The organism is Pseudomonas sp. 2FE (genome assembly GCF_005503735.1).
GTDB lineage: Bacteria > Pseudomonadota > Gammaproteobacteria > Pseudomonadales > Pseudomonadaceae > Aquipseudomonas.
This window is the reverse complement of the sequence record NZ_SCMO01000003.1, coordinates 326676-352572: the sequence shown is the minus strand read 5'-3', so window position 1 is coordinate 352572 and position 25897 is coordinate 326676. Positions and strand designations below refer to the sequence as shown.

The window sequence follows — 25897 nt, the reverse complement described above, 5'->3', positions numbered from 1 at the left end:
GAGAACAGGATGGCCCATTTGTCGCCGATCCATTCGTGGAAGCTGAGGGTCCCCTCGGTGCTTTCGGCGGTGAAATCCGGCGCTTCGTCGCCAATGCGGATTGCCATGTTCGACCTCCTTGCGGGCGATGGGGGAATGGGTAGCTGTCGGCACTCCGACTGCTGTTCCGACGGTGTTTGAGTGTCTGCGTTGAGCCTGTCGGCGCGAAACAGCATAGGCCCGATAGTGCAGCGCGCCTGGTCGGCTCGATTTGTCGCTTGGCGCGGCTCCCCGATGACCCGATGGCGGCTCAGCCGCTCCTCATCCTTTGGGTGGTGGGTCGGTTTTTTGCCTCGGTGGATCAATGGTCATGCGTGTGGCGCAGTGGGCTGCTATTCCTTCCCTGAGGCGGTTGTCGGGCGGCTGAGTGTTTCCCTGGGCGGTCGGCGGCCTCCTAGGAGCTTGAGTGTTAGGGTCGGGATTTTCATAGGACCACTGCCGGCCTTGGCGGGCCGGCGAATTGTTCGATCGCAGAGGAGAAGCAAATGAACGCAGCAAAGGTTATTACAGCCTCAACTGTGCTCGCGCTAGGGGCGCTCATCGCGGCTCCCGCGTTGGCAGCAGAGCCGGTCATGGAAGGCCACATTTCGATTATCCCGTCCGAAGTCCAGTGGAGCGATGCCCCGGCCATCGGACCTGGCGCCAAGCTGGCGGTTTTGGAAGGCGATCTAAAGCAAGCCATACCCTTCACTATGCGCATCAAGCTGCCTCCCGACTTCGAGGTGCCAGCCCACACCCACCCCGTATTTGAGCGGGTCACAGTGTTGTCTGGAACGTTCCATTTGGGCATCGGCGAGACGTTCGATCGTGCCAAAGCCAGAGCCTATCCGGCTGGCGGCGTTACCATGATGCCCCCGGGAATGCCCATGTTCGCCTACACCACCGAGGAAGAGACCGTCATTCAGATTCACGGCACCGGCCCCTGGGGCATCAATTACCTCAACCCGGCGGAGGACCCCAGAAAGAAATAGCCATCAGCCTAACTACCAATTCGAGAGGGGCGCGTCATTCGGACTAAAGGGGTCGTAGTGATTTGTTTCTGATCAGTCAAAATGACCAAGGAGGGTTGTTGGTTGATGGGTGTAAATCACTACGATCCCCTTTTGTTAAGACGGATCGGAAAAGATAACCGTGTCCCCGATTATGCTGGACTAGCGAGTAATCAGCTTGCCGATGCCGGGTTCAGGGGCTGTGGCTCAAGCTTTCGGTGGAACCTGGAAAGCCGCTGTTCGCCAGCGGCGCAGTCTTGTCGAGCGACCTGGCCGGTGGCGCCGTGACACAGACTTCGTCGGGGTGCGCCAGGCTCTAAGGCTGATGGTCCGATCTTGGCGTTGCTGGCGTTGAATGCCCGTCGTCGTGAGGGGGCTATACTTGTTTCGCATTGCAGGACGTGTGCAACGTGCTCCACGGGTGCAGATACCGACTGCAAATCTCAGTTAACGGCTGTAAGAGGGGGTCTACAGCAAACACGAGGTGGGAGGTGTGGCATGAATCGACACTATTACATCAGTGACAATCTCGATGATCTTGAAACCGTTGAAACTGAATTGGAAGCCAACGGCATCAGTACCGAACGTATCCATGTGCTCAGCGAAAAGGATGCGGATGTAGAACAGCATCACCTCCACGACGTGAACTCGTTGATGAAACAAGATGTTGTCCACTCTGGCGAGATTGGTGCGGTGGTCGGCGTGCCACTCGCGGCGCTGGTCCTTGGCGGCGCCTATTGGCTGGGCTGGACCGAATCCGCCGCGGGCTGGGTGCCGTTTATCTTCCTTGCCGTGGTGATACTGGGCTTTTGCATCTGGGAAGGCGGCTTCTTTGGTATCCAGGTGCCAAACGCCCACTTCCGCGCTTTTAAACAGAAGTTAGCAGAAGGCAAGCATCTCTTTTTCGTGGATGTTGAGCCGGACCAGGAAGCGCTATTGGACCGGGTAATCGAACATCATCCAAGACTGACGATCGCCGGCACGGGAGCGGCAGCCCCGCACTGGACAGTGGCCTGGCTGCAGAGATGGCATCAGTTCAAGCGAACGATATAGCGCTATTGCTGAGGGGTTAGCCGGCGGATGTCTAAGGCGGTCCGGAAGTAGCTTGTTGCCCGAAGAAAATTACCCGGCTGAGGAAAACGTAGTCCGCCTCGGTGGCCATGAGTCCGACGAGCACCAGTAAACACAAGGGGGGCACCAGTATGGCGTAGACCATGGCCAACCGCTCCCAGGCCATGTGCATGAAGATGGCGACAATTAGACCCGCCTTCAACAACATGAAAGTGACGATCAGGGACCACCGCAGGTAGCCTTGAAAGTGAAAATAGTCGACCAGATACGACATGGTGCTGAGGACGAATAACAGCCCCCAAATCTTAAGATACAAGCTGATGGGATGTTGTTGACCCTGAGCGTGCGCCATCGTCAGTGCTCCTCTTCAGAACCTGCTCACGATCTACTGCGCGCGGCCATGCTGCGTTAAAAATGGCTGACCTTCGCTCGCGACGACCATGAACAGGCTCTTAGACCTACCATAAATAGAAGAAAGCAAAAATAAACACCCACACCAAGTCCACGAAGTGCCAGTAAAGCCCAGCTATCTCGACGATCTGATAGTTTCCGGAGCGCTCATAATCTCCCCGCAATACTTTCAGCGCCACGATGCTGAGGTAAATGACGCCGATCGACACGTGCAGGCCGTGGAAGCCGGTAATCATGAAAAAGCTGGCACCAAATTGCGCCGCCCCCATGGGGTTCGACCAAGGACGCACCCCTTCTGCGATGAGCTTGCTCCATTCAAATGCCTGCATGCCGACGAAGGTCGCGCCAAAGGCTGCGGTCGCCAGCATCAGGGCAGTGGTTTTGGCGCGATCACGGCGGTAGGCGAAATTGACTGCCATGGCCATGGTGCCGCTGCTACTGATCAGCACAAAGGTCATGATGGCGATCAGAATCAGTGGAATTTCGCTACCGCCGATCGTCAAGGCGAACACTTCACTGGGGTTTGGCCAGGGGGCGGTGGTGGTCATGCGCACCGACATATAGCCGGTTAAAAAGCAGGTGAAGATAAACGTATCGCTGAGCAGGAATATCCACATCATCGCCTTGCCCCAGGGGACCTGTTTGAAGGCGTCTCTATCCGAGGCCCAGTCGCTGGCGATGCCCTGCCATCCCGGTGCAGGCGTGTCGGCTGAGGTCGGTGTGGGGGATGAACCGGGCTCTCCGGGGGCTGGTGGGTGCGCTGCCATGGCTTCACCTCAGGCCGCAGAATGCCGCGATGGCGGCATAGGTTTCCGGTGTGCTGGTCAGCAGGGCGAATAGCACGAACCAAAGACCCAGTAGGTAATGCCAATAGATGGCACAGAGCTCTACGCTGGCGCTGAGTTGCGGCAACGGCACGCGGTGCAGGAATTTAGCGACGGTTCTGCTCCAGGCTACCAGGCCGCCCAGCAGGTGCAGTCCATGCAGGCCGGTCAACAGGTAGAAGAAACTGCTGGCCGGATTGCTGGAGACAAAATAGCCCCAGGCGACAAACTGCTGCCAGACCCAGAGTTGTCCCGCCAGAAAGGCAAGCGCAAATACGCCCCCCAATCCAAAGCCAATGACAGTTCCGCCAAAGTGACCCTGTCGGGCGGCCATCCGTGCCCACTGCAGGGCGATGCTGCCGAATACCAGCAAGGCCGAATTCAGCCAGAGTTGCCAGGGGTTGGCCAACGGACCCAGAGGCTCTGTCAGGGGTAGCCAGTCGGCCACTTGTGAGCGGGCGATAAAGGCCATCAGGAAGAGAAAGAATAACGAGCTCACTACGACCAGAAACAGGCGCAGGCCTACTTTTGCGGTTTGCGTTCTATTGGCACCCTCGGGGGTCTGGATACCTTCAGGGTCGAGACTCCAACTGCCCCCGGGGTCGGCGCTGTCGGTGTTTCTCAATAGCTGCCTGTTCATGGTTTTTCGCCCGCTATCTTGGCTTCGGCACTGAGTTGCCGCAGCTGCTCCAACTCCTGGGCAGAGACCGTTTGCGGGACAAAATCCTGATCTATGCCCGGCACACTGTAGTCATAGGCCCAGCGATGCACGACCGGCAACTTCGCTCCCCAGTTGCCGTGTATCGGCGGGGTGTTCGGCGTTTGCCATTCCAGGCTGGCCGCGCCCCAGGGGTTACTGCCTGCGGGCTTGCCTTTAAATACACTCCAGAACAGGTTGAACAAGAACAGCAGTTGGGAAACGCCGACGGTCAATGCGACCACCGTAATGAAGGCATTCAACTCTTGCGCCGACTGCGGGATGAAGTCGTAGTTCTCATAGGCGTAATAGCGGCGGGGCATGCCCAGGAAACCCAGGTAATGCATGGGGAAGTAGATGAGATAAGTGCCCAGGAAGGTAATCCAGAAATGCAGCTTGCCCAGGGTGTCGTTCAGCATGCGCCCGGTTATTTTCGGGAACCAATGATAAATGGCGCCGAACACCACCAGAATCGGCGCAACGCCCATGACCATATGAAAATGGGCCACGACAAAGTAGGTGTCCGATAGCGGAATATCCACGATCACATTGCCGAGAAACAACCCGGTCAGACCGCCGACTATAAAGGTGACGATAAAAGCCAAGGCAAACAGCATCGGCACGGTCAGATGGATGTCGCCCCGCCACAGGGTCAGCACCCAGTTGTAGACTTTCAGCGCGGTCGGCACCGCGATGATCAAGGTGGTGGTGGCGAAGAAAAAGCCAAAGTACGGGTTCATGCCGCTGACATACATATGGTGCGCCCAGACCACAAAGCTCAGCACGCCAATCGCAACGATGGCCCACACCATCATGCGGTAACCGAAGATATTCTTGCGCGCATGGGTGCTGATCAAATCGGAGACCAGACCAAATGCAGGAAGAGCAACGATGTAGACTTCCGGGTGGCCGAAGAACCAGAACAGGTGTTGGAACAATATCGGGCTGCCACCCTGGTGATCGAGCTGCTGCCCCAGCGAGATGATCGCCGGCATAAAGAAGCTGGTGCCCAGCAGTTTGTCGAACAGCATCATGACCGCGCTGACAAACAACGCCGGGAAGGCCAGCAAGGCCAGAATCGAGGCCATGAAGATGCCCCAGACGGAGAGCGGCATGCGAAACAAGGTCATGCCGTGCGTGCGCGCCTGCAACACCGTGGTTACGTAGTTCAACCCGCCCATGGTGGCGGCGACAATAAAAATCGCCAGTGAGACGAGCATCAGGACGATGCCCCACTCGGCCCCCGGTGTCCCCTGGGTAATGGCCTGTGGCGGATAGAGCGTCCAGCCCGCACCGGCGGGGCCGCCAGGGACAAAGAAACTGGCGAGCAGCACCACTACCGAGACCAGGTAGAACCAGTAGCTCAGCATGTTGACATAGGGGAAGACCATGTCGCGGGCGCCCACCATCAGTGGGATCAGATAGTTGCCGAAGCCACCCAGAAACAGGGCCGTCAGCAAATAAATGACCATGATCATGCCGTGCATGGTCATCGCCTGATAGTAGGTGCTGGCGTCCATGAACTCGAGACTGCCGGGGAAGCCTATCTGCATGCGCATCAGGCCGGACAACACCAGGGCGATAAGACCCACAAATATAGCCGTCAAGGAATATTGAATGGCTATGACCTTGTGGTCCTGACTCCAGATATATTTGGTCAGGAAACTTTTAGGCTCGTGCAGTACTTCTGTTTCAACTTGCTCCGCATAGGCCATCACGTCATCCTCCAGGTGAAGTTTCGGTGTATTTCTGGCTGCTTACGGTAACTCTCCTGGTTCCACCCTATTCGCATCAACTTTGGCATTCGCTTTGGACTTGATAAAAGCGATCATCGCATTCAACTCCTTATCGCTCGGGGCAAAGGCCGGCATGATAGGGGCATAGCCTTTGACTATTGAGGCGCTAGGATTAAGAACGGAATCTTTTATATAGCCCTCATCGACTTTTACCTTCGTCCCGTCGGCGAGGGTTTCTGTCTTGCCATACAGGCCCTGCCAGCCGGGGCCGACTCCCGGACTGCCATCGACACTGTGGCAGGCCAGACAGCCGAGCGACTCGGCCAATTGCCGTCCCTGCGCCACCGAATCCTCGCCTCCGCCCGTCGCTTCACTGGCAGAAGGTCCATCCTCTTGCGGCACCGCACTCAGTGATTTGATGAGGGCGACCAGAGCGCCCAGTTCATCTTCATTGAGAGTATAGGGCACCATGACCGGCGGATAACCCCGGACCTGTCTGGCCTTTGGATCGAGGATCGACTCTTTCAGGTAGGCCTCATCGACCAGGACATTGGTGCCATCGGCAAGCGGTTCCGTGCGGCCGTACAGCCCCTTCCAGCCCGGGCCGAGACTGGCGCTGCCATCCAGGCTATGGCAGGCACGGCAGCCGTAGTTTTCGGCCAGCAGGCGGCCTTTTTCCAGCACGCTGTCCCGGCTGGGCTTGGCCGCTGTGGTTAAGGTCTGGGCAAAAGTCGGTTGGCTGTTCAGCCATTGAGCAAAAGCGCCCTGCTCCTCCACGATCATATGGCCGCGCATGTTGTAATGACCTACGCCACAATATTCAGCGCAAAGGATTTCAAATTTCCCGGTTTTAGTCGGCGTAAACCAAAAGTAAGACACCATACCCGGCACCATATCCATCTTGCTGCGAATCTGCGGTACATAGAAGTTATGCACCACATCTTTAGAACGCAGTAAGACTTTCACCGGTTGATCGAGCGGAAGGCGAACTTCATTGCTCTTTATAAGCACATCGTCTTGCCCAGCGGAATCCTTGGGATCAAGGCCGAGGGGATTGGCGGAGTCGACAAATTTAACATCCGACCGGCCCAGCTTCCCGTCCTGACCGGGAAAGCGAAAGGCCCACTGCCACTGCTGGGCGACCACTTCAAGCTCATAAGCATCTGTCGGGACCCGGACGAAATCACTGTAAACAACCAGGCCAGGCGCCAACATGCCGGCAATACCCAGCGAGGTGATAACCATTAACCACCATTCCAACTTTTTATTTTCCGGCTGGTAGTGCGCCCGGCTGCCTTCCTTGTGACGGTAACGCATCACGGCTACCGCCATAAATACCGTGATGGCGATGAAAAATATTCCGGTAATGATCAGGGTGATGAACAGGGTGGTGTCTATTGACCCCCAATTGGAAGCAGCCGGCGTCACCTGCCAAGGCGCTAGTAAGTGGAACAGCACTGATGCAACAACGATTAGAATTAAGATAATTGCTATTGCCATTTTCTCTTCATCCTGTTCCTGTTGCCAACGGACTATGCAAAAGCATCGCCGCTAAATCGCGGCGTTAAATTAACTATTAATCCGACTCCAAAGCAGATCAAACAAGTACCACCCATCTTGGTGGCAAGTTCAGTGAAAAGTATAGTGCATAGAAAGAATAAGTGCTTTTTTATGAAAAGCCTGACGGTCTGAGACTACCCAGCCAAAGCCGGATATACGAATGCAACCGCACTGACGCCAGGGTTGGAAGAGTATTACTCAGCGCCGGCAAGGAGAGTCCATATACATTGTTAGCGGCCAACACTATTCATAGTGTGTCCATAAGCGCAGGACTTTTACCAAATGCTCTTTCTCCAGTACCTGGTATACAAGGCGGTGCTGAATGTTGATCCGGCGAGAGTATGCCCCCGCGAGATCGCCAACGAGTTTTTCGTAAGGTGGGGGATTTTGAGAAGAATTAGTCTTTATGAGTTTCAGTAGTTCTTTTGCTTTTTCTTTGAGGCCAGAGGATGCGAGTTTCTGAGCATCCTTCTGTGCCTGCTTGGTGTAGATAATTTGCCAAGTCACCAATCCAGTTCCTTCGAGCAAGCCTCGGCAGGCTCTTCCATACCTTGCTTGATTGATTCACGCATGCCTGGAACAGAGAGGAGATAGAGAGTTTCTTGGATCGCATCCCAATCTTCAGACGAAATCAGCACCGCATTGCCCCTTTTCCCAGAAATAACAATGGGTTGGTGCGATTCAGTGGTTTGATCGATAAGCCGGTAGAGATTGGCGCGAGCCTCGCTGGCAGTGAGGGTTTGCATGATGGGAGAACCGTGTCGGATGTAGAGTAGTTAACGTACTATTTTCCGTACGCTACGGCAAGGTCGGCTTTGGCCGCTAACGTTCAGGTTAGGGGGCGGGCTTTAGCCCGTTCCGAGTGAGCGAAGCGAGCGGCTTGAACAGCTAGTGTGCTGTCTCGCAATAATCATTGCTCAAGCGGCTGCGGCTGGCCTGTGTAGGGTGCGCCGTGCGCACCACTGACACCGGGTGCCTGGTGCGCACGGCGCACCCTACTAGCCGGTGTCATCGAAACAATAATTCTGAGACAGCACACTAGTTAGGTGCTTTGCACTCGGTCTTCGTAGTGGTGCCATATACGAAGAATAACGACAGCCTCGGTATGGGCCGCATATCTGATTACGTATTTCCCGAAGATGGCGTCACGAATAGCTTTGGGGTCTGGAGCTAATTCAACAGTGCAGCCCATTGTTGGGAATAGACGAAGATTTTCGATGCGTGCAATGAGCTCTGTTGCTACACGTGCAGCAGCAAGGGGATCTTTCTCAGCAATGAATGCTCGTAGGCGAACCAAATCCGCCACGGCTTCTTCTGAATAGACCAGCCTCATTGGCCCGCCTTCGGTGGCGACAGCTCATTGGGGCTGCCCCAGCTTTGAAGCCAGGTATTTACTGCTTCACCGGACACGACCCTGCCTTGTGCAACTGACTCCATAGCCTGTAGCGTTTCCTGCCACCGGTTCTGCTCCAGCTCCTGGCGTTCAAAAAACTCTCTAAGCGCTTGATTAATAAGCCAGCTTTTGCTTCGGTGGAGCTTCTCGGCCAGAGCTCCAAGATTTTCTTCGAGCTCGGGTTGTAGCCGGACGGTTGTGACGCTCATTAGGGTGCCCTCCATACAGTAGAATGCAATGTAATACATGGTATTCGAAGGGGCAAGCGGGCGTTGACGGATGGCGGGCCAAAGCATCTAACGCAGAGCTGAAGCGCGCCGCGTAGCGGCGTCGCAGCGAGCGAATTCGAGCGACGTGTTAGAGAGCCGGCTCATTGTTCAGTCGCTATCAATTGAAACTCAGGGTGACTCACGACAGATTTAACGAGATTCTGGATCGCGGGCATGACTGCTTGTGCCGTTTGATTGCAAGCAGTTTCCCCAAAATAACTAGTCGTGTATTGATACGTTTCCGTTATCTCAAATCTCCTCCCTTGATTCGATTGCACTTCAAGGACAATTGTCCACGCACCACCAACAGAAGTGAAATCAATGCTTTTAAGGGTTCCTGTTACGTTGGTCTGAGCAGCCGAGTCGTATGCCCCGGCTAAACGCAGCTCATCTATCAGCGCTTTTCGAATGTAAGCCTCAAAGGGCTCGCCATCCGGTGTTTTGATCGGGCCAACACCGCGACACATGATGGTCGTACGGCCTGGCTCAACCGCGGTGAACGTTCCAACTGAAATTGACCTACCATCGACCGCTCGTTTGATCTGTTCAACGTTGTCCATCGACATGGAGTAGCGGTTCACCGCGTATGTCGAACATCCTTGCAGTAAGACAAGGATCGTTACTAGCAATATCGATTTCATGCTACTGCTCCCTTAGTTTTTAAATCCATTCATCGTCTCTCTAACGTTTGAGCTAAGCGGCCCGCAGCGGCATGCCGTTGCGGGTCCGCTTGAGCGATGGGTTAGGCATCACTCCCGTCCGATCGCGCGAACTCTCATGCGGCCGGCTCGTGAGACGATACGTGAAAGATTGTCGCCTCGGGTTCTCCAGCTAGCAGTTCCGGAAAGAGGCCCATGACCTTGTGAACCTCAGGTATGGACTCCTGGCGGTCCAGTGCAGCGCGATCCACGAAGACCTCGGTGGCGATGAAGACATTGGGATCAAGGATGTCGCGGCCGATGTCGAAGTGAATGACGCCATCGATTCCACGGCTCGCCCTCGCAACCTCTGCAAGCGCCGCGAGGGCTTGATCGGCCTTCTCAGGCCTACAGTGCATCTTGAAGCGTTCGATAAGCATAGTCTCGTGCTCCTTTCAGGCGCGGAGGAGAAAGTGGCGTCACTCGTCGCTCCGCGCGCAATCGGGTGACCTTTGGTATACGTGTCGACCGCCAGCCAGGATGCTCCTTGGGTACGGTAGAACGAAGTGACATCGTATGGCGGAGGTCCAAGGCGCGCCCCGTGATGCCTAACGTTGGGTTAAGGGGCCGGCTTTAGCCGGTCCCAGTGAGAGCAGCGAACGATTTGAACCGCTAGTTAGGGGGCTCACGTGAAGCTGCAAAGGAAAAACGGACCACTCAAATGATTACACTCTAATAGGTCGCCGCCGAAGATATTCTTGAAGCGTTCAGCATCTTGCACGTCGCCACTAGGGTCGTAGACGATGCCTATCCAGTTGTCGATGATTCCCTCCCATGGGAAGGCAAGCGGAACGGGCGAGCCTGATTCGTACTGGCAAAATTTAGACGTGACACAATCTGGTTGTTTCCCTGCTACAACCTCTGCAACGGCTAGTTCGTATTGTGGTCGTTCAAGCCAAAACTTTGCATAAACGCCGAGCAAGTCTAGCGGAGCCAGTAACCAAACGATCCATGCAGTGCAGGTAATTAGTGCTGCTAGAGTGGATGCGCGTGAGCGCGATTTGATGATGATAAAAAGGGAGGCGACAAATATCAGAATGCCGAACAGGCCAAGAATAACTGCGAAGATAAATGCTCCAGGGGCTCCCAATAGATAACGAAGTAGCGAAAGAATGGCAACTCCAGTCGCAAATACGATAGCCATCTGTAACGAGCGGGATGAACGTAGCATGAATGAGAGCCCTAACGGTTGGCTAAGGGGCCGGCTTTAGCCGGTCCCAGTGAGCGAAGCGAACGATTTAAGCCACATGTTAGGCCGACCTGGCACAACGCGGTAGTCGCAGCAGCGCAAAAAGAAAAGGCTGACGCCACCGATGTGGCGGGTGTACTGAGTAAGTTATTTGCAGTGGTACATGACATAAGTCCAACTCCGTTTGGTGGTGCAAATGACGGCACTTACTCACAGGCGACGCGGTTGGCGATAAAGCGCCGATATTGCGTACATTTTTAGCCGCGCAACATTCTAAAGTGAACGCTTTAATCAGGCTCCCACTTGCCTAACGTTTGGTTAAGGGGCCGGCTTTAGCCGGTCCCAGTGAGCGCAGCGAACGGCTTGAACCATTTGTTATGTGGCTACTACGCTTAGAAGCTCCTTGAACACTAACCCCTTTTTTGAGTCGGACTCAGCGAGTTTTGCTGCATCTTGCAGTAATGCTCTTGCTTGGAACCATTCAATGGCAGCCGAAATCACTATGGATGGATCTTCGACCGAGAGGCGTACCCTAACATGGCACTTGTTTTCTGTCGGTGTGGATTCGTTTCCAAAGGCATGAAAATACGTGCCTATATTTATGTAGTAATTACCACCACCCCATTGTGATTTCTGAACATTAAATACAGCCACACTTTCACCTTGGTCTTTTCGCCAAGTAGCGTTTGCTTTTTTGAAACCGCGCTCTTTCAACAGAGGGCTTACAGCTTTGATGAATTCTTCAGTGTCCATGCTCTGCCACATAACGTTTAGGTTAAGGGGCCGCGGTACGCGGTCCCAGAGAGCGAAGCGAACGATTTGAACCGATTGTTATGTTTTACCTGCGGAGGACTGCTTTGAAAAACCTTTGACCACAAGATAAAGCAACGGGCCAATGGAAACGAAAATGGCAGTAATTAGAAGGTATGGTGCTACAGATGCCAATGACTTACCGCGAGATTTGTTGTCGTGATACATCCAGATACAGGCCAATGCAGCCAGAATATAAAGGTCGATTACGACTTGCGCGGTGTCCAAGCTCGACATGAGTTGGATGCCAAATTGAAGAAGCGATTGCTCAGCCTGCAACATTGAGAAAATTGTGTACGCGGTAAATAAGATCAACACCAGTAGTGGCAATTCGGCTTTTTTCATGGGGCCTTCCGTGGTTAAAAAGTAGAACATAACGTTTAGGTTAAGGGGCCGCGGTACGCGGTCCCAGAGAGCGAAGCGAACGATTTGAACCGTTTGTTAGGCTTGTGAATTTTAACTGCTTTATTCAAATAATTGAGCTATTGAAATTATAGCTATCCCACCTATGGGAAACTTGCCAAGCCGCGCAGAGTCTTTTATAGCAAGTTCAATGACATAGCTATCAAAAACTGTTGGTATCAACTGGCTCTCAAATTCAAATTCAGACTTGAGTGTGCTTCCGCCTGTCCTGATTTCGTATAATGCCTTGTATTTCATACGGCCTCGTATTTCTTTGTGATTGCATAAATAAAGTACGCCATTAGACTTTTTTGTTGGGCGACTACATTTTAAATGGTTTTTTCGCAAGCGGAATCGTAGGTGGCGGCGTTTAATTCCAGTTAACTTTACAAGCTCCTTCAAATAGGGTGCCGGAAGCTGATCCTCCTACAATCTGTTGATCGGGGAGGATTATGGCTTCATGGCTAGTGGAGCCGACATATTCCCCTCCGTACATATCAATGGAGTAAGTCGTTGAGCCTGAGTATAAATTCAAAACATCTTCTTGGTTTGTTAGCTTTGAAACGAATACTGCACCGGACTTAAGTTCGTACCTGCCATTCTGGATGTATTTAAATACATGTTCAACCTGGCTAAGCAAGTCATTTTTTTCAGTTATTCCATTAAACAAACGTACCCCAACCGCCCTGACAGGAGTGCACTCAATAAGGCTGGGGTATTTAAACTGAGGACTGGCTTGAGTTGCTGCAGTGTTAACTGCACACATGAGGGAAAATATTATTGCGCTGGCTTTCTTCATTTTTATCTCTTAATCAACATGTTCGTAGAAATAAGGCAGTTGGTTGCGTCCATTGCAGTGCTATATGATATGGCCTAACAAGCTTCGAGGTGAGCGACAGTGCTGCGCAGCAGCAGTGTTCGCTCTAGTGAGTAGTTAGCCGACGATTTGCACATGCCCGCGCAGCGGGCAGGTAAATGTTCAAAGCGCTCAAGGCGGAGAAAAACCGAGAAATGGCTATCCCTGGCGAAGCGCAACAGCGATGTTCGCCTTAACGCAGTTAAGCGACAACGAAGTTGTGCTTCGCTAACTAGCATATTTTTCGCTTTTTGGTCACCTTGATTCCGCGACATTTACGTGTCCTTACGCCGATGTTCCATATCGTTGGCTAACGATTAAGCTAAGGGGCGGCGGAACGCCGTCCCAGCGAATGAAATGAGCGATTTCAGCGACTTGTTATGCGCGACCGCACAGAATACCGTAACAGCCATTATATAGAGCTACCTTGGCGCTTAAGATACATATATCAGCTCTCGGAAGAAATGGTTGAGTCTTGACTGGATTCAGCAGCTAGCTTCAATCGGTCAGCTTTACTAATGTATTTAGACTTACTTTTTGGTGCCAATTTGGCACTAGCTTTTTTGGCGTGAGCCTTTAATAACTGATTTATTTTTTTACGCCGATTCATGTTTTTCTACTCAGCTTGTATATTCTTGAATAATATCAGCTTAGAATATTGAGCCAGATCCTGCCGCGCGCTCTTAGTGCATAACGTTTAGGTTAAGGGGCCGGCTTTAGCCGGTCCCGAGTGAGCGAAGCGAACGATCTTGAACCGTTTGTTAGGAGCCACGCTCACTGCGAGACCTTGACCGTGCAGTGACCCACGAGGGACAAGAGCGAAGGGCCTTCACCAAAGATGTTTTGCAAGCGATGGTGTGAGTAGAACAACACGCCAGTATCTAGAAATAGAGTGTACGCATAGAGGCCATTGCCATCTTGCTCCACCGCATGTAGCTGCGTGGGAGAGTGCTCAACGATAAACGCTTCGTAGGTGGTGGTGGACTTTTTTTCGAAAAGTTTTATCTTCCAATGGGATACGAGCTTTTTCGGATTCTCTGAATCAATAAATAGGATCGGATTGCCCGAATGAGACTGCGGAGAAACAGTGGGCTTGTCACCACTCGCAACCAGTAGTGTTCCGTCGAGTTTCCCGCAACTTGCGGTTAACAGAGGCGCTGCCGACGCGGTACCGCCCCCCCATAAAAGCACGGTCACTAGGGTTATGTGGAGGCAGAGAGTGTTCATATGGCTCCTAACGTTCAGGTTAAGGGGCCGCGGAACGCGGTCCCGAGTGAGCGAAGCGAACGGCTTGAACCGCATGTTAGGCATCGACAGCTCAGACTGGTTAACTCACATCATCGGTTTGTGTGGTTAGGCGATGCCAAGTTATTAATTGTGTTTCTCCATGATGCTTGTAGTAGTAATTATCCGTAGTTCAGTATCAGGAAGACCTATATCTGAGTCTATAAGCTTTCCGCAGGTGTCAAAGAAGAAACGTATCTGATAGTCACTAGGGGTGACCGGGGCGATACTTGTCTTTGAGTTAAGCCACACCTCAATCTCTTGTGAGCCTAACAAGGGATCATTTCGGATGACTAGACAGCAATTTGGGTTCTCAAGGTTAAAGTCTAGGTTTTTATACCAGCTTGAGATTTCTTTAAGTTTCCCTGTTGTTCCCTCTGGATAACTCGTTACTTGTCTATTGCTTTTCCACTCCAATGCTGCAGCTGAAGCTTTTATGAACTCATCGTCAGAGATATATCTCTCCTGACTATTGCAGTAACCGGCTGGTGTAGAAAGTGTGAGTTTATAACCAAAATAGATAAGTGGAACTGTAGCAATAAATACAAAAAAATAAAGCGTGAAAGGTGGTGATTTAGACTGAACTCTGGACATGGCTACAGATGCCTAACGATTAGGTTAAGGGGCCGCGGTACGCGGTCCCAGAGAGCGAAGCGAACGATTTGAACCGTTTGTTAGCTGGCTACTCAGTGCTCATGACGCTCATGGGGTCTTTCATGTATTTTGTACACTTTTCCGAGTATTTATTTATTAGTATTGAGGAGTTTGATAAATCTGAATTAATTTCCTTCGTCATTTCCTTAGCCATTAATTCCATTCTGGACTGAGTAACTTTTTCCGCCATGGCTCTGTCTTGATTTATTGCGGAGATATCAACGGCAATCTTTAACGCCAAGCTAGAAGCCTCATCGAGTTTATTGGCTAACTCTTTTTCACCTCTCCCTGCTACACCGATCGAGGCTATATTGTAATAAACAGAGCATTCTACAAACTTATATGACGCGTTATCTAAAGCAAGCCGATATTGGACTGCGTCATCGTCAGCCGAAAATACAGAGCGCGAGAAAAGCATGAAAACAAGATAGAAAAATTTACTTTTCACGACTACCTCCTAGACAGCTAACGTTTAGGTTAAGGGGCCGCGGTACGCGGTCCCAGAGAGCGAAGCGAACGATTTGAACCGCTAGTTAGAGGCGTCTGCTTAAATCTGCGCGCCAACACTTTTTTCTATTGCAAGCTCAACGTATTCGTTAAGTGAGATTTCGCTAGATGGCCACTTGGCGATATTGATTATTATTGTGCCACTCTTTTCTGCTTCGGCTTTCAAAGCGCCACCAACCTTATTTTCTTTTGTTAGAATTACCGAGCCAAGACCCAAAGCAAGGAGGTCTCTGTCTGTCTCATTGTTTCTTAACTTTGATTTTCTTGGAGTGCCAAGATTTTCTTGGGTTTCTTCTAGGAATTTCATTTGTTCACTTGTTGCCAAAATGCCGCTACCAAAGCCGCTCGTATATCGAAGATTGTTTTCTGGGTTCTTTGCATCGCGGAAACCGAAGAAAGAGGCTTCGCTAATTCTTTGGTCCGCAACTAATGATAAGGCAAATTCCTTAACAGGTTTATGTTCAGGGATGTCTTGTAATTCTTGCTGAACACCTTTGGTAATTATTAGCTCGTAGTTGGCTTTTGGGAACTCAGCTGCAAGGTTTACCGAGTGCTCATGCAAGACATTGACTGCACAAGAATCAATGTAAATCTTAATGGGTTGTGTTGACATGAGATATCCTTGCGCCTCTAACGTTTAGGTTAAGGGGCCGGCTTTAGCCGGTCCCGAGTGAGCGAAGCGAACGGCCTTGAACCGTTTGTTAGGCCACGCCACGGATTAAAGCCAAGTGTAAAACGGGATGACTCAAAGCCGCTGGGCTTGTGGCTTGGAGCATACGCGTGCTGACTTTCAGATTGAAGGAAGGGCACGCGGAGATTTGCACATAAACCGAAAAAATAACGCGTCCGAGGCTGACGAGTGCGATATGTCAGACTGAAACGGGCGCACGCGGTATTGTGGCGAGAGCTAAGCAAATGGTGCGGGTTGGATTCGCGCTGACGCCGCGAAACGTCAGCCTGAATATGTAATGTGTTATTTGAACGCATGACTTCCATGTTCTACCCGCTTTGCCGCCTAACTACTATTAGGCGACATGCCATGTCGCGTTTTTTGTCGCGACGGCATGTCGTATAACGTTCCTTGTCGTCCTGTAAGTCCTTGTCTAGCTTAGCGGTGGTCGCGGCAAGCGCGACATCACTCAGGGAGAAACGCGACATGGATGACGGCAAGCCCAGATTGCTGGATCAATTGCGCCAGCAGACTCGACCCAGAAACTATTCCATTCGTATCGAGTATGTCTATGCGCAGTGGGTAAAGGCCGTAATTATCAGTGGCTCAACGGCTCCGCCCACAACGTCACCGCCATGCTCTGTTGTTCGCCGGGAGCGAGTAGCAGGACATCGTCCAGCACGTTCGCGGTCTCGATGCAGAGCATGCCTTGCCAGGCGTCAGCGGCGAATTGGCTGAGGCGCTGGGCTTTGTCGCTCCACGGGTTCCACAGCACGGCTGAGCGCGAGCCGCTGGTGTGCAGTTGAATCCGTCGCTGCCAGCCGGGGTCGAGGATGCTGAGTTGGGTCGGGGTATTCAGGTAGATGCGATCCGTCTCGCCGCGAAAGTGCAGGGCGCCGCTCTGCTGGCAGGGCAGCCAGCTTTCGAGCGTTTCGATGTAGTGGCTGCCGGTTAAGCCTTCGACGCTGGCTTGGCGGATGTCGCTGACGGCGAAGTAGGTGTGCAGCGCCTGGCTCAGGGCGACCGGGGTGTCACCCAGGTTGTGGCTGGTCAGACTCAGGCTCAGGCGGTCGTCGAGGCGGATGCTCAGTTGCAGTTCGACCGCGTGCGGCCAGCCCGGCAGGCTGTGATGCGCAGGGCTAAAGCCGAAGTCCAGGCGCACGGTGGAGTCTTCGGTGTCGATGCCGAGCAATTCCCAGTCCAGCCCGCGCACCAGGCCGTGGGCCGGCACGCCGACTCTGCCGCCTTGGTGCATGGCCTGGACGCTGTGCGGGTTGCGTGACAGGTCGCCAAACCAGGGCCAGCACACCGGCACCCCGCCGCGCACCGATTGGCCCTTCTTATAGGCCGCTTGTTCGCTGAGCCAGATCAGTGGCGGCTCGCCATGCCGTTGGTAGCTCAACACCTGCGCGCCTTGCTGCGCCACCAGTAGCTCCGCCTGCTCGGTGCGGACCCGCCAGCAGACCAGTTCGTCCAGCTCCACGCGCTCGACTTGTGGGGTGGTTGTTTCACTGTTCATGGCAGGGCTCCGCAGGATGGCTATGGGGAAAGCGTGACACAGTTTCCGGAGATATTCCGACGCCGTAGCGCCGTCGCGGCAAGGAATTTTGTTGTGCGGGTAACGCTGGCGATAGCAGTTGCGAGAGAAAACAAATCTCATTCGTCATTAATCTGACGCTCGTCTGAAAGCAGTCAGATAAATGGCGTTTTGCGTTGTGCTTTTGCCCCCCTGACCTAGGCTGAGCCGTGTGGGGAGGAGGTTCAGCGCATGCGCAAATGGCTGATTGGCTCGTCGATACTGGCCTGTCTGGTGGTGTTGGGCGGCTGGTTGACTCGTCCCCAACCCTTGCCGGTCAGGCTGCTGGAGGTAGAGCGTGGGCCGGTGGAAACCCTGGTGGCCAACACTCGCGCGGGTACGCTGAAGTCCTGTCGACGTTCGCATCTGTCCTTCAATGTCGGCGGCCAGGTTGCCGAGTTGCTGATCGGCGAGGGCCAGCGGGTTCAGCCGGGTCAGGTGCTGATGCGCCTGCGCCAGGACGAACAGCAGGCCCGGCTGCAGGAGGCCGAGGCGCGCCTGGAGGCCCAAGGCAACGCCCGCGAACAGCGCTGCCAGCAGGCGCGCCTGGATCAGCGCGACCTCGATCGCCTGCGCCACCTGGCTGACCGCAAGCTGGTTGCCGCCGATCGCCTCGATCAGGCCGAAACCAGGGCCCAGCTGGCAAAGTTGATCTGCAGTGCCAGCGCTGTGCTGATCCGCGAGGCCGACGCCAGCTTGCAGTTGCAGCGCTCGCTGCTGGATCAGGCGACCCTGCGTGCGCCCTTCGCCGGCATAGTCGCAGAGATCAACGGCGAACTCGGCGAGTTCGTCACCCCTTCGCCGCCGGGTATTCCCACGCCGCCGGCGGTCGACCTGATCGATGACAGCTGCCTGTATGTCGAGGCGCCGATCGATGAGGTGGACGCTGCCCGGGTCCGCCCCGGAACCGCCGTCCGGATCAGCCTGGATGCCTTCCGTGGCCAGCATTTCGCCGGCCACGTCAGCCGCATCGCGCCCTATGTGCGTGACCTGGAGAAGCAGGCGCGCACCGTCGATGTCGAGGTGCGCTTCGACCAACCGCCGGCTGACCTGGCCCTGCTCACCGGTTATAGCGCCGATGTCGAGATCCTCCTGGAGCAGCGCGCAAATGCTTTGCGCATCCCCACCGAGACGCTGCTAGAGGGGCAGCACGTGCTGCGCTATGACCCGAACGCGCGGGTGTTGCGCGAGGTGGCGGTGCAAACCGGGCTGAGCAACTGGCGCTGGACCGAGGTGCTCGCAGGGCTGGACGAGGACGCGCGGATCGTCGCCAGCCTCGATCAGGAAGGGCTCAAGGATGCCGTGGCGGTGATCCCGGAGGACGCTGCGGAGCCTGAGCAATGATCCGCCTGCGCGGCGGGAGCCGCAGCTTCCAATTGGGCGAGCAGCAGGTGATGGGGCTGGACGGCTTGGATCTGGACGTCGCCGCCGGTGACTACATGGCGGTGATGGGGCCGTCGGGCTCGGGCAAGTCGACCCTGCTGAATATCCTCGGCTTGCTCGATGCGCCGAGCGCCGGCGAGTACTGGCTGCAGGACGAGGCCACGGCGACGCTGAGCGAAGCGCGGCGCGCCCAGTTGCGCAGCCGACTGATCGGTTTCGTGTTCCAGTCCTATCATTTGATCGCGCGGCTGACGGTGCTGGAAAACATCGAGCTGCCGATGGTTCTCGCCGGCATCGATGCGGCGCAACGGCGCAAGCGCAGCAGCGAATTGGTGGCGCGGCTGGGGCTGGGCGAGCGCATTGCCCATCGCCCGGCCGAGCTGTCCGGGGGGCAGCGCCAGCGAGTCGCCATCGCCCGGGCGATGGTCATGCAACCGGCGCTGCTGCTGGCCGACGAGCCCACCGGCAATCTCGACAGCCATGCCGGTGCCGAGGTCTTCAGCCTGCTCGAAGAGCTCAATGCCGAAGGCCTGACCCTGATCGTGGTGACCCACGACGACAGCCTGGGCGCCCGCGCGCAGCGGCAGTTGCATCTGCGCGACGGGCGGAGCGTCAGCGCCTCGCCGCAGCGGGCGCCGGCCTGATGCGCGCCGCCGATACCCTGGGCTTCTGGCTCGGCGCCTTGCGGGGGCACCGCTCGCGCAGCCTGATGCTGCTGCTGGCCATCGCTATCGGGGTGGTTGCGGTCAATCTGCTCACCGGCCTTGGCGCGGGTGCGCGGGCCTTCGTCCTCAATGAGTTCTCGCTGCTCGGGCGCGACATCCTGATCGTGTTCCCGGGCCGCAAGGAAACCACGGGGCGCCTGCCGCCGCTCACCGGCCTGACGCCGCACGAGCTGACCCTGCAGGATGTGCAGGCCATCGCCCAGCTGCCGGGCATCCGCCGGGTCGCGCCGCTGCAGGCCGGGCAGGTGGAGGTGATAGTCGGCAACCGCAATCGTGAGGTGCTGACCCTGGGCACCACCCGGGAGTTCTTCGCCATTCGCCAACTGACGGTCGTCCAGGGCCAGCCCCTGCCGGTGCTGGACCCGGAGCAGGCTGAGGCCGTCTGCGTGATCGGCGGCAAGCTCCGGCGTGAGCTATTCGGTGCGCGCCCGGCCCTGGGGGAATGGTTGCGCGCCGGCGACCGGCGCTTCCGGGTGGTCGGCATCCTCGGTGAGCGTGGCGAATCCCTGGGGATGGATTTCGCCGAAATGTTGATCATCCCGGTGGCCAGTGCCCAGGCCTTGTTCAACCGCGAGGGGTTGTTGCGGGTGTTTGTCGAGGTGCGCGGGCCGAGCTTTCTCGACAGCAGCAAGCGGCTGATCCTCGCCGCGCTCAAGGAGCGCCACGAGGGTAAGGAGGACATCACCCTGATCAGCCAGGACAGCCTGCTCGCCGCCTTCGACGAGATCCTCGCGGTGCTGACCCTGGCGGTGGCCGGGATTGCCGCGATCAGCCTGCTGGTGGCGGGCATCCTGATCATGAACGTGACCTGGATTGCGGTGAGCCAGCGCAGCGCCGAGATCGGCCTGCTCAAAGCCATCGGCGCGACGGCGGCGCAGCTGCGCCTGCTGTTTCTCGGCGAGGCGGCGCTGCTGGCCCTGACGGGGGCGCTGGCGGGGCTGCTGCTAGCCGAAACGCTGCTTTGGCTGGGGCGCCTCGCATTCGATCTGCCGCTCTATGCACCCTGGTGGGCGCGGGCTAGCGCGGTGCTGCTGGCGCTCGGCACGGCGCTGCTGTTCGCCTGGCTGCCGGCCGCTCGGGCCGCGGCGCTGGAACCGGTGGCGGCGCTACGCCCGCCGGGAGCGCACTGATGCACTGGCAAGATGGCTTCCGGCTGACCAGCACGGCGCTGACCAGCCGGCCTTTGCGCAGCCTGCTGACCCTGCTCGGGGTGGCGATCGGGATTGCTGCCGTGGCGCTGCTCACGGCCATCGGCGAGGGCGTGCGCGGCTATGTGCTGGAGAATTTCTCGCAGTTCGGCACGCGGATCATCACCGTGCGTCCGGGCAAGACCCAGACCAGCGGCCTCGGTGGCCTGCTCGGCAGCGTAAGGCCACTGACCATCGGTGATGCCGACGCCCTGCGGCGCTTGCCGCATGTCGAGGCAGCGGTGCCCATCATTCAGGGCAGCGGGGATGTCCAGTTCGGTCAACTGAGCCGGCGCAGCGACATTCTCGGTGGCGGCCATCAGCTGCCGCAGGCCTGGCGCATGCAGCTGAGCCTGGGCGAGTTCCTGCCCGCGGCCCGCGACGGTCGTTCGCCGCCCTATGTGGTGCTCGGCTATAAACTGCGTGCCGAGCTGTTCGGTGCAGGCAATCCGCTGGGCGAGCTGATCCGCGTCGGCGGCGTGCGGTTCCGGGTGATCGGCGTGATGGAGGAGAAGGGCCAGTTGCTCGGCTTCAACCTCGACGATATCGCCTACATCCCGGTGGATTGGGCCGAAAGCCTGTTCAACCGAACCGGGGTGGTCAAAATCCATCTGGTGTTCGGCGCCGGCACCACGTCGCGGGCGTTGAGCCGGCAGATTCGCCAGGTGCTCGGCGAACGGCACGGCGAGGAGGATTTCAGCCTGAGCACCCAGGACGACATGCTCCGCAGTTTCAACCGCGTCCTCGGCACCCTGACCCTGGCCATCGCTGCCTTGGGCGGCATTTCCCTGCTGGTCGGCGCCGTCGGCATTCTCACCATCATGACCACCACGGTGGGCGAGCGCACGGCGGAAATCGGTCTGTTGCGGGCGATTGGCGCCAGCCCGCGGCAGGTGCTCGGGCTGTTTCTCGCCGAGGCGACGCTGCTATCCCTAGCCGGTGGTCTGCTGGGCTTGCTGTTGATGGGGCTGCTGCTCGGGCTGCTGCACCTGGCCATGCCGAGCCTGCCCTTGGCGCTGCAGCCGCTGTTCCTGCTGCTGGCGCTGCTACTGGCTGCGGTGATCGGCATTCTCGCCGGCCTGGCTCCGGCACGGCGGGCGGCTCGCCTGCATCCGGTGGCGGCGCTGCGCAGTGAATAGCGGCCAGGCCAAGGGGCCCGAGGGGCTAGCTGCAGCCTGCGCGGCTGCTTGGGAATAACGAAAACGCCGGCGCTGCGGCCGGTGCTTTTATTGTGCGGTGAGCCGCGCCGGGCGGGGCTTCAGCGGCGCGGTGGCACCGGGCGGGTGCGGCCGCTGCCGTCGATGGCGACGAAGACGAACACCGCTTCGGTGACCTTGCGCCATTCGCTGGACAGCGGATCGTCGCTCCACACCTCGACCAGCATCTGGATCGAGCTGCGGCCGATCTCCAGGGTCTGGCTATAGAAGGACAATTGCGCGCCTACGGCCACCGGCACCAGAAAGGCCATGCGGTCGATGGCGACGGTGGAGACCCGCCCCCCGGCGACCTTGCTGGCCATGGCCGTCCCGGCGAGATCCATCTGCGAGACCAGCCAGCCGCCATAAATGTCGCCGAAGCCGTTGGTTTCGCGCGGTAACGCGGTGATTTGCAGGGCCAGGTCGCCCTGGGGGGTTGGATCTTCCTGTTCGAGTTCGATCATGCCTAGGGTGCCTCTGACCCATAACTCTTAGTTAGTGGGGCGTATTTAGTGGGGCGTAGTGGTCGGGCGACTCCGCAACCCGGCCGCTCTAGCTGGGCTGGTGGCCTGGCGCGCGGCTGATAAGGGGCAGTATATCGGGGGTTGCGTCGGGCGACGACTGCCCGGTTCTAGAATTGACTGGCTAGGAGCCTGTCGGGCTTAGACGTCCGTAGCGAGAAAGACAGGGATTGAGACCGTTTTTTCACTCAGGCGAGGCGAATAGTCTCACTCTCTTTAACGAGGCTGAGTGGAAAAACGGGCCAATATCCAGGCTTTCGCAGTAGGACAGCGCTAAGTTCGACAGGCTCCTAGACGTCAGAGGCTGTGTCGGTTCGCGGCAATTTGTTATCGTTCGCCACCTGCCGGGCGGGCCTGCCGCATCGCCGGCTGCTGTCTGCCTTTGAGAAGCCTACCGCTATGTCATCTGTGTCCACTAGTGCCGTGCTGCCGTCATCTTCGCTGACCCGCAGCGACTATAAGACTCTGTCGTTGTCTGCCTTGGGCGGTGCGCTGGAGTTCTACGACTTCATCATCTTCGTGTTCTTCGCCGCCGTCGTCGGCAAGCTGTTCTTCCCCGCCGAAATGCCCGAGTGGCTGCGGCAGCTGCAGACCTTCGGGATTTTCGCCGCCGGTTACCTGGCGCGCCCGCTCGGCGGCATCGTCATGGCGCATTTCGGCGATCTGCTGGGGCGCAAGAAGATGTTCACCTTGAGCATCTTTATGATGGCGGTGCCGACGCTGCTGATGGGCCTGCTGCCGACCTATGCGCAGATCGGCATCTGGGCGCCGCTCATGCTGCTGCTGTTGCGGGTGATTCAGGGCGCGGCGATTGGGGGTGAAGTGCCCGGCGCCTGGGTGTTCGTCGCCGAGCACGTGCCGGCGCGGCATGTCGGTTACGCCTGCGGCACCCTGACTTCAGGGCTGACCGCCGGGATCTTGCTAGGCTCGCTGGTGGCGACGCTGATCAACAGCATTTATAGCGCAGAGGAGGTGCTGGCCTATGGCTGGCGGATTCCATTCTTGCTCGGCGGCGTGTTCGGGCTGTTCTCCGTCTATCTGCGCCGCTGGCTGCACGAGACGCCGGTGTTCGCCGAGTTGCAACGGCGCAAGGCGCTGGCCGCGGAAGTGCCGCTGAAGACGGTGGTGCGCGAGCACCGCGGCGCGATCCTGTTGTCGATGTTGCTGACCTGGGTGCTGTCGGCCGGGATCATCGTGGTGATCCTGATGACCCCGACCCTGTTGCAGACACTGTATGGCTTCGACGCCGCCACCGCGCTGCAGGCCAATAGCCTGGCCATCGTCTGCCTCAGCTTGGGTTGCGTTGCGGCGGGCGTCCTGGCCGACCGTTTCGGCGCCGGGCGGGTCTTTATGCTCGGCAGCCTGTTGCTGCTGGCGAGTTCGTGGACCTTCTATACCCGCCTCGGCGCGCATCCGGACTGGCTGTTCCCGCTCTATGGGCTGACCGGTTTGTGTGTCGGCGTGATCGGCGCGGTGCCCTATGTGATGGTCAACGCCTTCCCGGCGGTGGTGCGCTTTTCCGGCTTGTCGTTCTCCTACAACCTGGCTTACGCCCTCTTCGGCGGGTTGACGCCGGTGCTGGTGACCCTGCTGCTCAAGGCCGACCCCCTGGGCCCGGCCTATTACGTTGCCGCGCTGTGCGGGCTGGGGTTGCTGATTGGTCTGTATCTGTTGCGTAAAGACCATCGAGCGTAGGCCGTAACCCAGCAACCGGCGCAACGCGCCGGCAATCGCGTCAGCTTTCGGCGTCTCTGGTGGGTTGCACCCACCCTACAAAAGCAATAAGGCCCGCTAATTGCGCGCCTTATTTTTATGCCGGCCTTTAATCTAATTGTCACATTCGGTTCATAGAGTGTTCATACGGCCTACAGATACTTGGGCCCGTTCCATCACACCCCTATCCTGCTAGGAGTAAGGCATGAAACTGAAGCGTTTGATGGCGGCCCTGACTTTTGTCGCCGCTGGCGTCGCCACCGCAAGCGCGGTTGCCGCTGTTGACCCGGCTCTGCCGACTTACACCAAGACCACCGGCGTGTCGGGCAACCTGTCCAGCGTCGGCTCCGACACCTTGGCTAACCTGATGACTCTGTGGGCCGAGGAGTACAAGCGTCTGTACCCGAACGTCAACATCCAGATCCAGGCTGCAGGCTCCTCCACCGCGCCGCCGGCGCTGACCGAGGGCACCGCCAACCTCGGCCCGATGAGCCGCAAGATGAAGGACGTAGAGCTGCAAGCCTTCGAAGAGAAGCACGGCTACAAGCCAACTGCCATCCCAGTTGCGGTCGACGCCCTGGCCGTGTTCGTGCACAAGGACAACCCGATCAAGAGCCTGGACATGGCCCAGGTGGACGGCATCTTCTCCGCCACCCGCCTGTGCGGTGGTACGAACGTCAAGACCTGGGGCGACCTGGGCCTGACCGGCGACCTGGCGAAGAAGCCGGTTCAGCTGTTTGGGCGTAACTCGGTATCCGGCACCTATGGCTACTTCAAAGAAGAAGCCCTGTGCAAAGGCGACTTCAAGGGCAATGTCAACGAGCAACCGGGTTCCGCCTCGGTGGTGCAGTCGATCAGCCAGTCGCTGAACGGCATCGGTTACTCCGGCATCGGCTACAAGACCGCCAGTGTCAAGGCCGTCGCGCTGTCGAAGAAAGGCGGCGAAGCCTATGATGCCAACGAAGAGAACGCCCTGAACGGCAAGTACCCGCTGTCGCGCTTCCTGTTCGTTTACGTCAACAAGGCGCCGAACAAGCCGCTGGCTCCGTTGGAAGCCGAGTTCGTGAAGCTGGTGCTGTCGCAAGCCGGTCAGCAAGTCGTGGTCAAAGACGGCTACATCCCGGTTCCGGCCAAAGTGGCCGAGAAAGCGCTGAAAGAACTGGGCCTGTAACAGGCTCGGCTACCGAGGCGGCCACTGGCGGCCTCGGCATGAATCTCAAGCGAGGTTGGGTGATCCCTGGCCTCGCATTTCGCAAGCCCGCTACTAGTGTTACTGGTCGGCGGGTTTTTTGCGTCACTGCGTTGTCATGTTTCTGTCATACAGAGCCGCTAGGGTGTGCGCATGAACGATTTGGCCAACTCCACCATGACTGCTAATCCCCCTCCGGTGCGGATTGATTTCAATACGCCCGAACTCAAGCGCAAGCGCCGCCTGCGTGCGCTTAAAGATCGCCTGACCCGTTGGTACGTGCTGATCGGCGGCCTCGCCGTGCTCGGCGCGATCACGCTGATCTTCTTCTACCTCGCTTTGGTGGTG

Annotated in this window: 31 protein-coding genes and 1 pseudogene; 8 read left to right on the top strand and 24 right to left on the bottom strand. The window is 56.8% G+C overall.

What is annotated here, in order from left to right; genetic code table 11:
* Positions 1-107: pseudogene (locus FFS12_RS09075) on the bottom strand (peroxiredoxin); the annotation flags it as partial.
* A 417-nt stretch (positions 108-524) separates the two neighbouring features.
* Here FFS12_RS09075 and FFS12_RS09070 point away from each other — a divergent pair.
* Positions 525-1010 carry a cupin domain-containing protein gene (locus tag FFS12_RS09070; protein ID WP_137886542.1) on the top strand — a complete coding sequence of 162 codons (486 nt, stop codon included), beginning with the start codon at positions 525-527 and terminating at the stop codon, positions 1008-1010.
* A gap of 516 nt (positions 1011-1526) precedes the next feature.
* On the top strand, positions 1527-2081 hold the full coding sequence (locus tag FFS12_RS09065) for a magnesium transporter (protein ID WP_137817465.1): 555 nt from the start codon (positions 1527-1529) through the stop codon (positions 2079-2081).
* Positions 2082-2112: 31 nt separating this feature from the next.
* Here FFS12_RS09065 and FFS12_RS09060 read toward each other — a convergent pair whose 3' ends face one another.
* The 22 genes from FFS12_RS09060 to FFS12_RS08945 form a co-directional block, all read right to left on the bottom strand.
* The gene (locus FFS12_RS09060; RefSeq protein ID WP_137886541.1) at positions 2113-2451 is read right to left on the bottom strand and encodes a cytochrome C oxidase subunit IV family protein; all 339 of its coding nucleotides are present in this window, start codon (positions 2449-2451) and stop codon (positions 2113-2115) included.
* A 106-nt stretch (positions 2452-2557) separates the two neighbouring features.
* Positions 2558-3277 (bottom strand): heme-copper oxidase subunit III family protein, encoded by a 720-nt coding sequence (locus tag FFS12_RS09055; RefSeq protein ID WP_137886540.1) that lies wholly within the window; start codon positions 3275-3277, stop codon positions 2558-2560.
* A 4-nt stretch (positions 3278-3281) separates the two neighbouring features.
* Positions 3282-3974, bottom strand: a complete 693-nt coding sequence (locus FFS12_RS09050) for a cytochrome c oxidase subunit 3 (RefSeq protein WP_137886539.1) — start codon at positions 3972-3974, stop codon at positions 3282-3284.
* A complete protein-coding gene (ctaD, locus tag FFS12_RS09045) occupies positions 3971-5746 on the bottom strand; it encodes a cytochrome c oxidase subunit I (protein ID WP_137886538.1) in 1776 nt (591 codons plus the stop codon). Before ctaD ends, FFS12_RS09050 begins: the two co-directional genes overlap by 4 nt.
* A gap of 42 nt (positions 5747-5788) precedes the next feature.
* Complete coding sequence (locus tag FFS12_RS09040; protein ID WP_137886537.1) at positions 5789-7267, bottom strand: c-type cytochrome; 1479 nt, start codon at positions 7265-7267, stop codon at positions 5789-5791.
* Positions 7268-7570: 303 nt separating this feature from the next.
* On the bottom strand, positions 7571-7834 hold the full coding sequence (locus tag FFS12_RS09035; protein ID WP_137886536.1) for a Txe/YoeB family addiction module toxin: 264 nt from the start codon (positions 7832-7834) through the stop codon (positions 7571-7573).
* A complete protein-coding gene (locus FFS12_RS09030; protein ID WP_137817459.1) occupies positions 7831-8073 on the bottom strand; it encodes a type II toxin-antitoxin system Phd/YefM family antitoxin in 243 nt (80 codons plus the stop codon). The genes FFS12_RS09035 and FFS12_RS09030 overlap by 4 nt, the downstream gene beginning before the upstream one ends.
* A 296-nt stretch (positions 8074-8369) precedes the next feature.
* Positions 8370-8660 (bottom strand): type II toxin-antitoxin system RelE/ParE family toxin, encoded by a 291-nt coding sequence (locus FFS12_RS09025; protein WP_137817458.1) that lies wholly within the window; start codon positions 8658-8660, stop codon positions 8370-8372.
* Positions 8657-8929 carry a CopG family ribbon-helix-helix protein gene (locus FFS12_RS09020; RefSeq protein WP_137886535.1) on the bottom strand — a complete coding sequence of 91 codons (273 nt, stop codon included), beginning with the start codon at positions 8927-8929 and terminating at the stop codon, positions 8657-8659. The genes FFS12_RS09025 and FFS12_RS09020 overlap by 4 nt, the downstream gene beginning before the upstream one ends.
* A 161-nt stretch (positions 8930-9090) precedes the next feature.
* Positions 9091-9630, bottom strand: coding sequence for a hypothetical protein (locus tag FFS12_RS09015; protein ID WP_137886534.1), 540 nt, complete (start codon positions 9628-9630; stop codon positions 9091-9093).
* A 134-nt stretch (positions 9631-9764) separates the two neighbouring features.
* Positions 9765-10067, bottom strand: coding sequence for a putative quinol monooxygenase (locus FFS12_RS09010; protein WP_137886533.1), 303 nt, complete (start codon positions 10065-10067; stop codon positions 9765-9767).
* Positions 10068-10312: 245 nt separating this feature from the next.
* The gene (locus FFS12_RS09005) at positions 10313-10858 is read right to left on the bottom strand and encodes a hypothetical protein (RefSeq protein ID WP_137886532.1); all 546 of its coding nucleotides are present in this window, start codon (positions 10856-10858) and stop codon (positions 10313-10315) included.
* A 393-nt stretch (positions 10859-11251) separates the two neighbouring features.
* Complete coding sequence (locus FFS12_RS09000) at positions 11252-11629, bottom strand: DUF4304 domain-containing protein (protein WP_171011843.1); 378 nt, start codon at positions 11627-11629, stop codon at positions 11252-11254.
* 78 nt (positions 11630-11707) lie between these two features.
* Positions 11708-12031 carry a DUF2834 domain-containing protein gene (locus FFS12_RS08995; RefSeq protein WP_137886530.1) on the bottom strand — a complete coding sequence of 108 codons (324 nt, stop codon included), beginning with the start codon at positions 12029-12031 and terminating at the stop codon, positions 11708-11710.
* Between the two features lie 120 nt (positions 12032-12151).
* Entirely contained in the window at positions 12152-12346 is a 195-nt protein-coding gene (locus FFS12_RS08990; protein ID WP_137886529.1) for a hypothetical protein, read from the bottom strand.
* Between the two features lie 112 nt (positions 12347-12458).
* The gene (locus FFS12_RS08985; RefSeq protein WP_137886528.1) at positions 12459-12887 is read right to left on the bottom strand and encodes a hypothetical protein; all 429 of its coding nucleotides are present in this window, start codon (positions 12885-12887) and stop codon (positions 12459-12461) included.
* A gap of 505 nt (positions 12888-13392) precedes the next feature.
* Positions 13393-13554: a DUF2986 domain-containing protein gene (locus FFS12_RS08980; protein WP_137886527.1), complete on the bottom strand. Its 162-nt coding sequence runs from the start codon at positions 13552-13554 to the stop codon at positions 13393-13395.
* Positions 13555-13718: 164 nt separating this feature from the next.
* On the bottom strand, positions 13719-14171 hold the full coding sequence (locus tag FFS12_RS08975) for a hypothetical protein (RefSeq protein ID WP_137886526.1): 453 nt from the start codon (positions 14169-14171) through the stop codon (positions 13719-13721).
* 144 nt (positions 14172-14315) lie between these two features.
* The gene (locus FFS12_RS08970) at positions 14316-14822 is read right to left on the bottom strand and encodes a hypothetical protein (protein ID WP_137886525.1); all 507 of its coding nucleotides are present in this window, start codon (positions 14820-14822) and stop codon (positions 14316-14318) included.
* A gap of 88 nt (positions 14823-14910) precedes the next feature.
* Positions 14911-15330, bottom strand: a complete 420-nt coding sequence (locus FFS12_RS08965; protein ID WP_137886524.1) for a hypothetical protein — start codon at positions 15328-15330, stop codon at positions 14911-14913.
* Positions 15331-15429: 99 nt separating this feature from the next.
* The gene (locus FFS12_RS08960; protein ID WP_137886523.1) at positions 15430-16002 is read right to left on the bottom strand and encodes a hypothetical protein; all 573 of its coding nucleotides are present in this window, start codon (positions 16000-16002) and stop codon (positions 15430-15432) included.
* Positions 16003-16657: 655 nt separating this feature from the next.
* Positions 16658-17578, bottom strand: a complete 921-nt coding sequence (locus tag FFS12_RS08945) for a D-hexose-6-phosphate mutarotase (RefSeq protein ID WP_137886522.1) — start codon at positions 17576-17578, stop codon at positions 16658-16660.
* Positions 17579-17827: 249 nt separating this feature from the next.
* On the opposite strand from FFS12_RS08945, the gene FFS12_RS08940 reads away from it, so the two are divergent.
* Genes FFS12_RS08940 through FFS12_RS08925 form a run of 4 tightly spaced genes read left to right on the top strand, consistent with a single transcriptional unit; the run spans position 17828 to position 22069 of the window.
* Positions 17828-18979, top strand: coding sequence for an efflux RND transporter periplasmic adaptor subunit (locus FFS12_RS08940; RefSeq protein ID WP_137886521.1), 1152 nt, complete (start codon positions 17828-17830; stop codon positions 18977-18979).
* On the top strand, positions 18976-19662 hold the full coding sequence (locus tag FFS12_RS08935; protein WP_137886520.1) for an ABC transporter ATP-binding protein: 687 nt from the start codon (positions 18976-18978) through the stop codon (positions 19660-19662). Before FFS12_RS08940 ends, FFS12_RS08935 begins: the two co-directional genes overlap by 4 nt.
* Positions 19662-20873 carry an ABC transporter permease gene (locus FFS12_RS08930; RefSeq protein WP_137886519.1) on the top strand — a complete coding sequence of 404 codons (1212 nt, stop codon included), beginning with the start codon at positions 19662-19664 and terminating at the stop codon, positions 20871-20873. The genes FFS12_RS08935 and FFS12_RS08930 overlap by 1 nt, the downstream gene beginning before the upstream one ends.
* Positions 20873-22069 carry an ABC transporter permease gene (locus FFS12_RS08925; protein ID WP_137886518.1) on the top strand — a complete coding sequence of 399 codons (1197 nt, stop codon included), beginning with the start codon at positions 20873-20875 and terminating at the stop codon, positions 22067-22069. Before FFS12_RS08930 ends, FFS12_RS08925 begins: the two co-directional genes overlap by 1 nt.
* A gap of 119 nt (positions 22070-22188) precedes the next feature.
* Here the strand turns inward: FFS12_RS08925 and FFS12_RS08920 are convergent, their stop codons facing one another.
* Positions 22189-22590 (bottom strand): acyl-CoA thioesterase, encoded by a 402-nt coding sequence (locus FFS12_RS08920; RefSeq protein ID WP_119953150.1) that lies wholly within the window; start codon positions 22588-22590, stop codon positions 22189-22191.
* Positions 22591-23046: 456 nt separating this feature from the next.
* Between FFS12_RS08920 and FFS12_RS08915 the strand changes: the two genes are divergently transcribed.
* Both FFS12_RS08915 and FFS12_RS08910 read left to right on the top strand, forming a co-directional pair.
* Positions 23047-24342, top strand: a complete 1296-nt coding sequence (locus FFS12_RS08915) for an MFS transporter (protein ID WP_137886517.1) — start codon at positions 23047-23049, stop codon at positions 24340-24342.
* Between the two features lie 223 nt (positions 24343-24565).
* Positions 24566-25531: a phosphate ABC transporter substrate-binding protein PstS family protein gene (locus FFS12_RS08910; protein WP_137886516.1), complete on the top strand. Its 966-nt coding sequence runs from the start codon at positions 24566-24568 to the stop codon at positions 25529-25531.
* The last annotated feature ends 366 nt before the right edge of the window (positions 25532-25897 follow it).

What these genes read in the sequence shown, in the direction of transcription:
- FFS12_RS08940 (WP_137886521.1), top strand. Translation starts at nt 17,828, where the DNA reads ATGCGCAAATGGCTGATTGGCTCGTCGATACTGGCCTGTCTGGTGGTG.
- FFS12_RS08935 (WP_137886520.1), top strand. Translation starts at nt 18,976, where the DNA reads ATGATCCGCCTGCGCGGCGGGAGCCGCAGCTTCCAATTGGGCGAGCAG.
- FFS12_RS09030 (WP_137817459.1), bottom strand. Translation starts at nt 8,073, where the DNA reads ATGCAAACCCTCACTGCCAGCGAGGCTCGCGCCAATCTCTACCGGCTT.
- FFS12_RS09005 (WP_137886532.1), bottom strand. Translation starts at nt 10,858, where the DNA reads ATGCTACGTTCATCCCGCTCGTTACAGATGGCTATCGTATTTGCGACT.
- FFS12_RS08915 (WP_137886517.1), top strand. Translation starts at nt 23,047, where the DNA reads ATGTCATCTGTGTCCACTAGTGCCGTGCTGCCGTCATCTTCGCTGACC.
- FFS12_RS08910 (WP_137886516.1), top strand. Translation starts at nt 24,566, where the DNA reads ATGAAACTGAAGCGTTTGATGGCGGCCCTGACTTTTGTCGCCGCTGGC.
- FFS12_RS08925 (WP_137886518.1), top strand. Translation starts at nt 20,873, where the DNA reads ATGCACTGGCAAGATGGCTTCCGGCTGACCAGCACGGCGCTGACCAGC.
- FFS12_RS09060 (WP_137886541.1), bottom strand. Translation starts at nt 2,451, where the DNA reads ATGGCGCACGCTCAGGGTCAACAACATCCCATCAGCTTGTATCTTAAG.
- FFS12_RS09015 (WP_137886534.1), bottom strand. Translation starts at nt 9,630, where the DNA reads ATGAAATCGATATTGCTAGTAACGATCCTTGTCTTACTGCAAGGATGT.
- FFS12_RS08920 (WP_119953150.1), bottom strand. Translation starts at nt 22,590, where the DNA reads ATGATCGAACTCGAACAGGAAGATCCAACCCCCCAGGGCGACCTGGCC.
- FFS12_RS09040 (WP_137886537.1), bottom strand. Translation starts at nt 7,267, where the DNA reads ATGGCAATAGCAATTATCTTAATTCTAATCGTTGTTGCATCAGTGCTG.
- FFS12_RS08930 (WP_137886519.1), top strand. Translation starts at nt 19,662, where the DNA reads ATGCGCGCCGCCGATACCCTGGGCTTCTGGCTCGGCGCCTTGCGGGGG.
- FFS12_RS08945 (WP_137886522.1), bottom strand. Translation starts at nt 17,578, where the DNA reads ATGAACAGTGAAACAACCACCCCACAAGTCGAGCGCGTGGAGCTGGAC.
- FFS12_RS09055 (WP_137886540.1), bottom strand. Translation starts at nt 3,277, where the DNA reads ATGGCAGCGCACCCACCAGCCCCCGGAGAGCCCGGTTCATCCCCCACA.
- FFS12_RS08970 (WP_137886525.1), bottom strand. Translation starts at nt 14,822, where the DNA reads ATGTCCAGAGTTCAGTCTAAATCACCACCTTTCACGCTTTATTTTTTT.
- FFS12_RS08990 (WP_137886529.1), bottom strand. Translation starts at nt 12,346, where the DNA reads ATGAAATACAAGGCATTATACGAAATCAGGACAGGCGGAAGCACACTC.
- FFS12_RS09025 (WP_137817458.1), bottom strand. Translation starts at nt 8,660, where the DNA reads ATGAGGCTGGTCTATTCAGAAGAAGCCGTGGCGGATTTGGTTCGCCTA.
- FFS12_RS08960 (WP_137886523.1), bottom strand. Translation starts at nt 16,002, where the DNA reads ATGTCAACACAACCCATTAAGATTTACATTGATTCTTGTGCAGTCAAT.
- FFS12_RS09070 (WP_137886542.1), top strand. Translation starts at nt 525, where the DNA reads ATGAACGCAGCAAAGGTTATTACAGCCTCAACTGTGCTCGCGCTAGGG.
- FFS12_RS09000 (WP_171011843.1), bottom strand. Translation starts at nt 11,629, where the DNA reads ATGGACACTGAAGAATTCATCAAAGCTGTAAGCCCTCTGTTGAAAGAG.
- ctaD (WP_137886538.1), bottom strand. Translation starts at nt 5,746, where the DNA reads ATGGCCTATGCGGAGCAAGTTGAAACAGAAGTACTGCACGAGCCTAAA.
- FFS12_RS09010 (WP_137886533.1), bottom strand. Translation starts at nt 10,067, where the DNA reads ATGCTTATCGAACGCTTCAAGATGCACTGTAGGCCTGAGAAGGCCGAT.
- FFS12_RS08980 (WP_137886527.1), bottom strand. Translation starts at nt 13,554, where the DNA reads ATGAATCGGCGTAAAAAAATAAATCAGTTATTAAAGGCTCACGCCAAA.
- FFS12_RS09050 (WP_137886539.1), bottom strand. Translation starts at nt 3,974, where the DNA reads ATGAACAGGCAGCTATTGAGAAACACCGACAGCGCCGACCCCGGGGGC.
- FFS12_RS09020 (WP_137886535.1), bottom strand. Translation starts at nt 8,929, where the DNA reads ATGAGCGTCACAACCGTCCGGCTACAACCCGAGCTCGAAGAAAATCTT.
- FFS12_RS08985 (WP_137886528.1), bottom strand. Translation starts at nt 12,887, where the DNA reads ATGAAGAAAGCCAGCGCAATAATATTTTCCCTCATGTGTGCAGTTAAC.
- FFS12_RS08995 (WP_137886530.1), bottom strand. Translation starts at nt 12,031, where the DNA reads ATGAAAAAAGCCGAATTGCCACTACTGGTGTTGATCTTATTTACCGCG.
- FFS12_RS09065 (WP_137817465.1), top strand. Translation starts at nt 1,527, where the DNA reads ATGAATCGACACTATTACATCAGTGACAATCTCGATGATCTTGAAACC.
- FFS12_RS08975 (WP_137886526.1), bottom strand. Translation starts at nt 14,171, where the DNA reads ATGAACACTCTCTGCCTCCACATAACCCTAGTGACCGTGCTTTTATGG.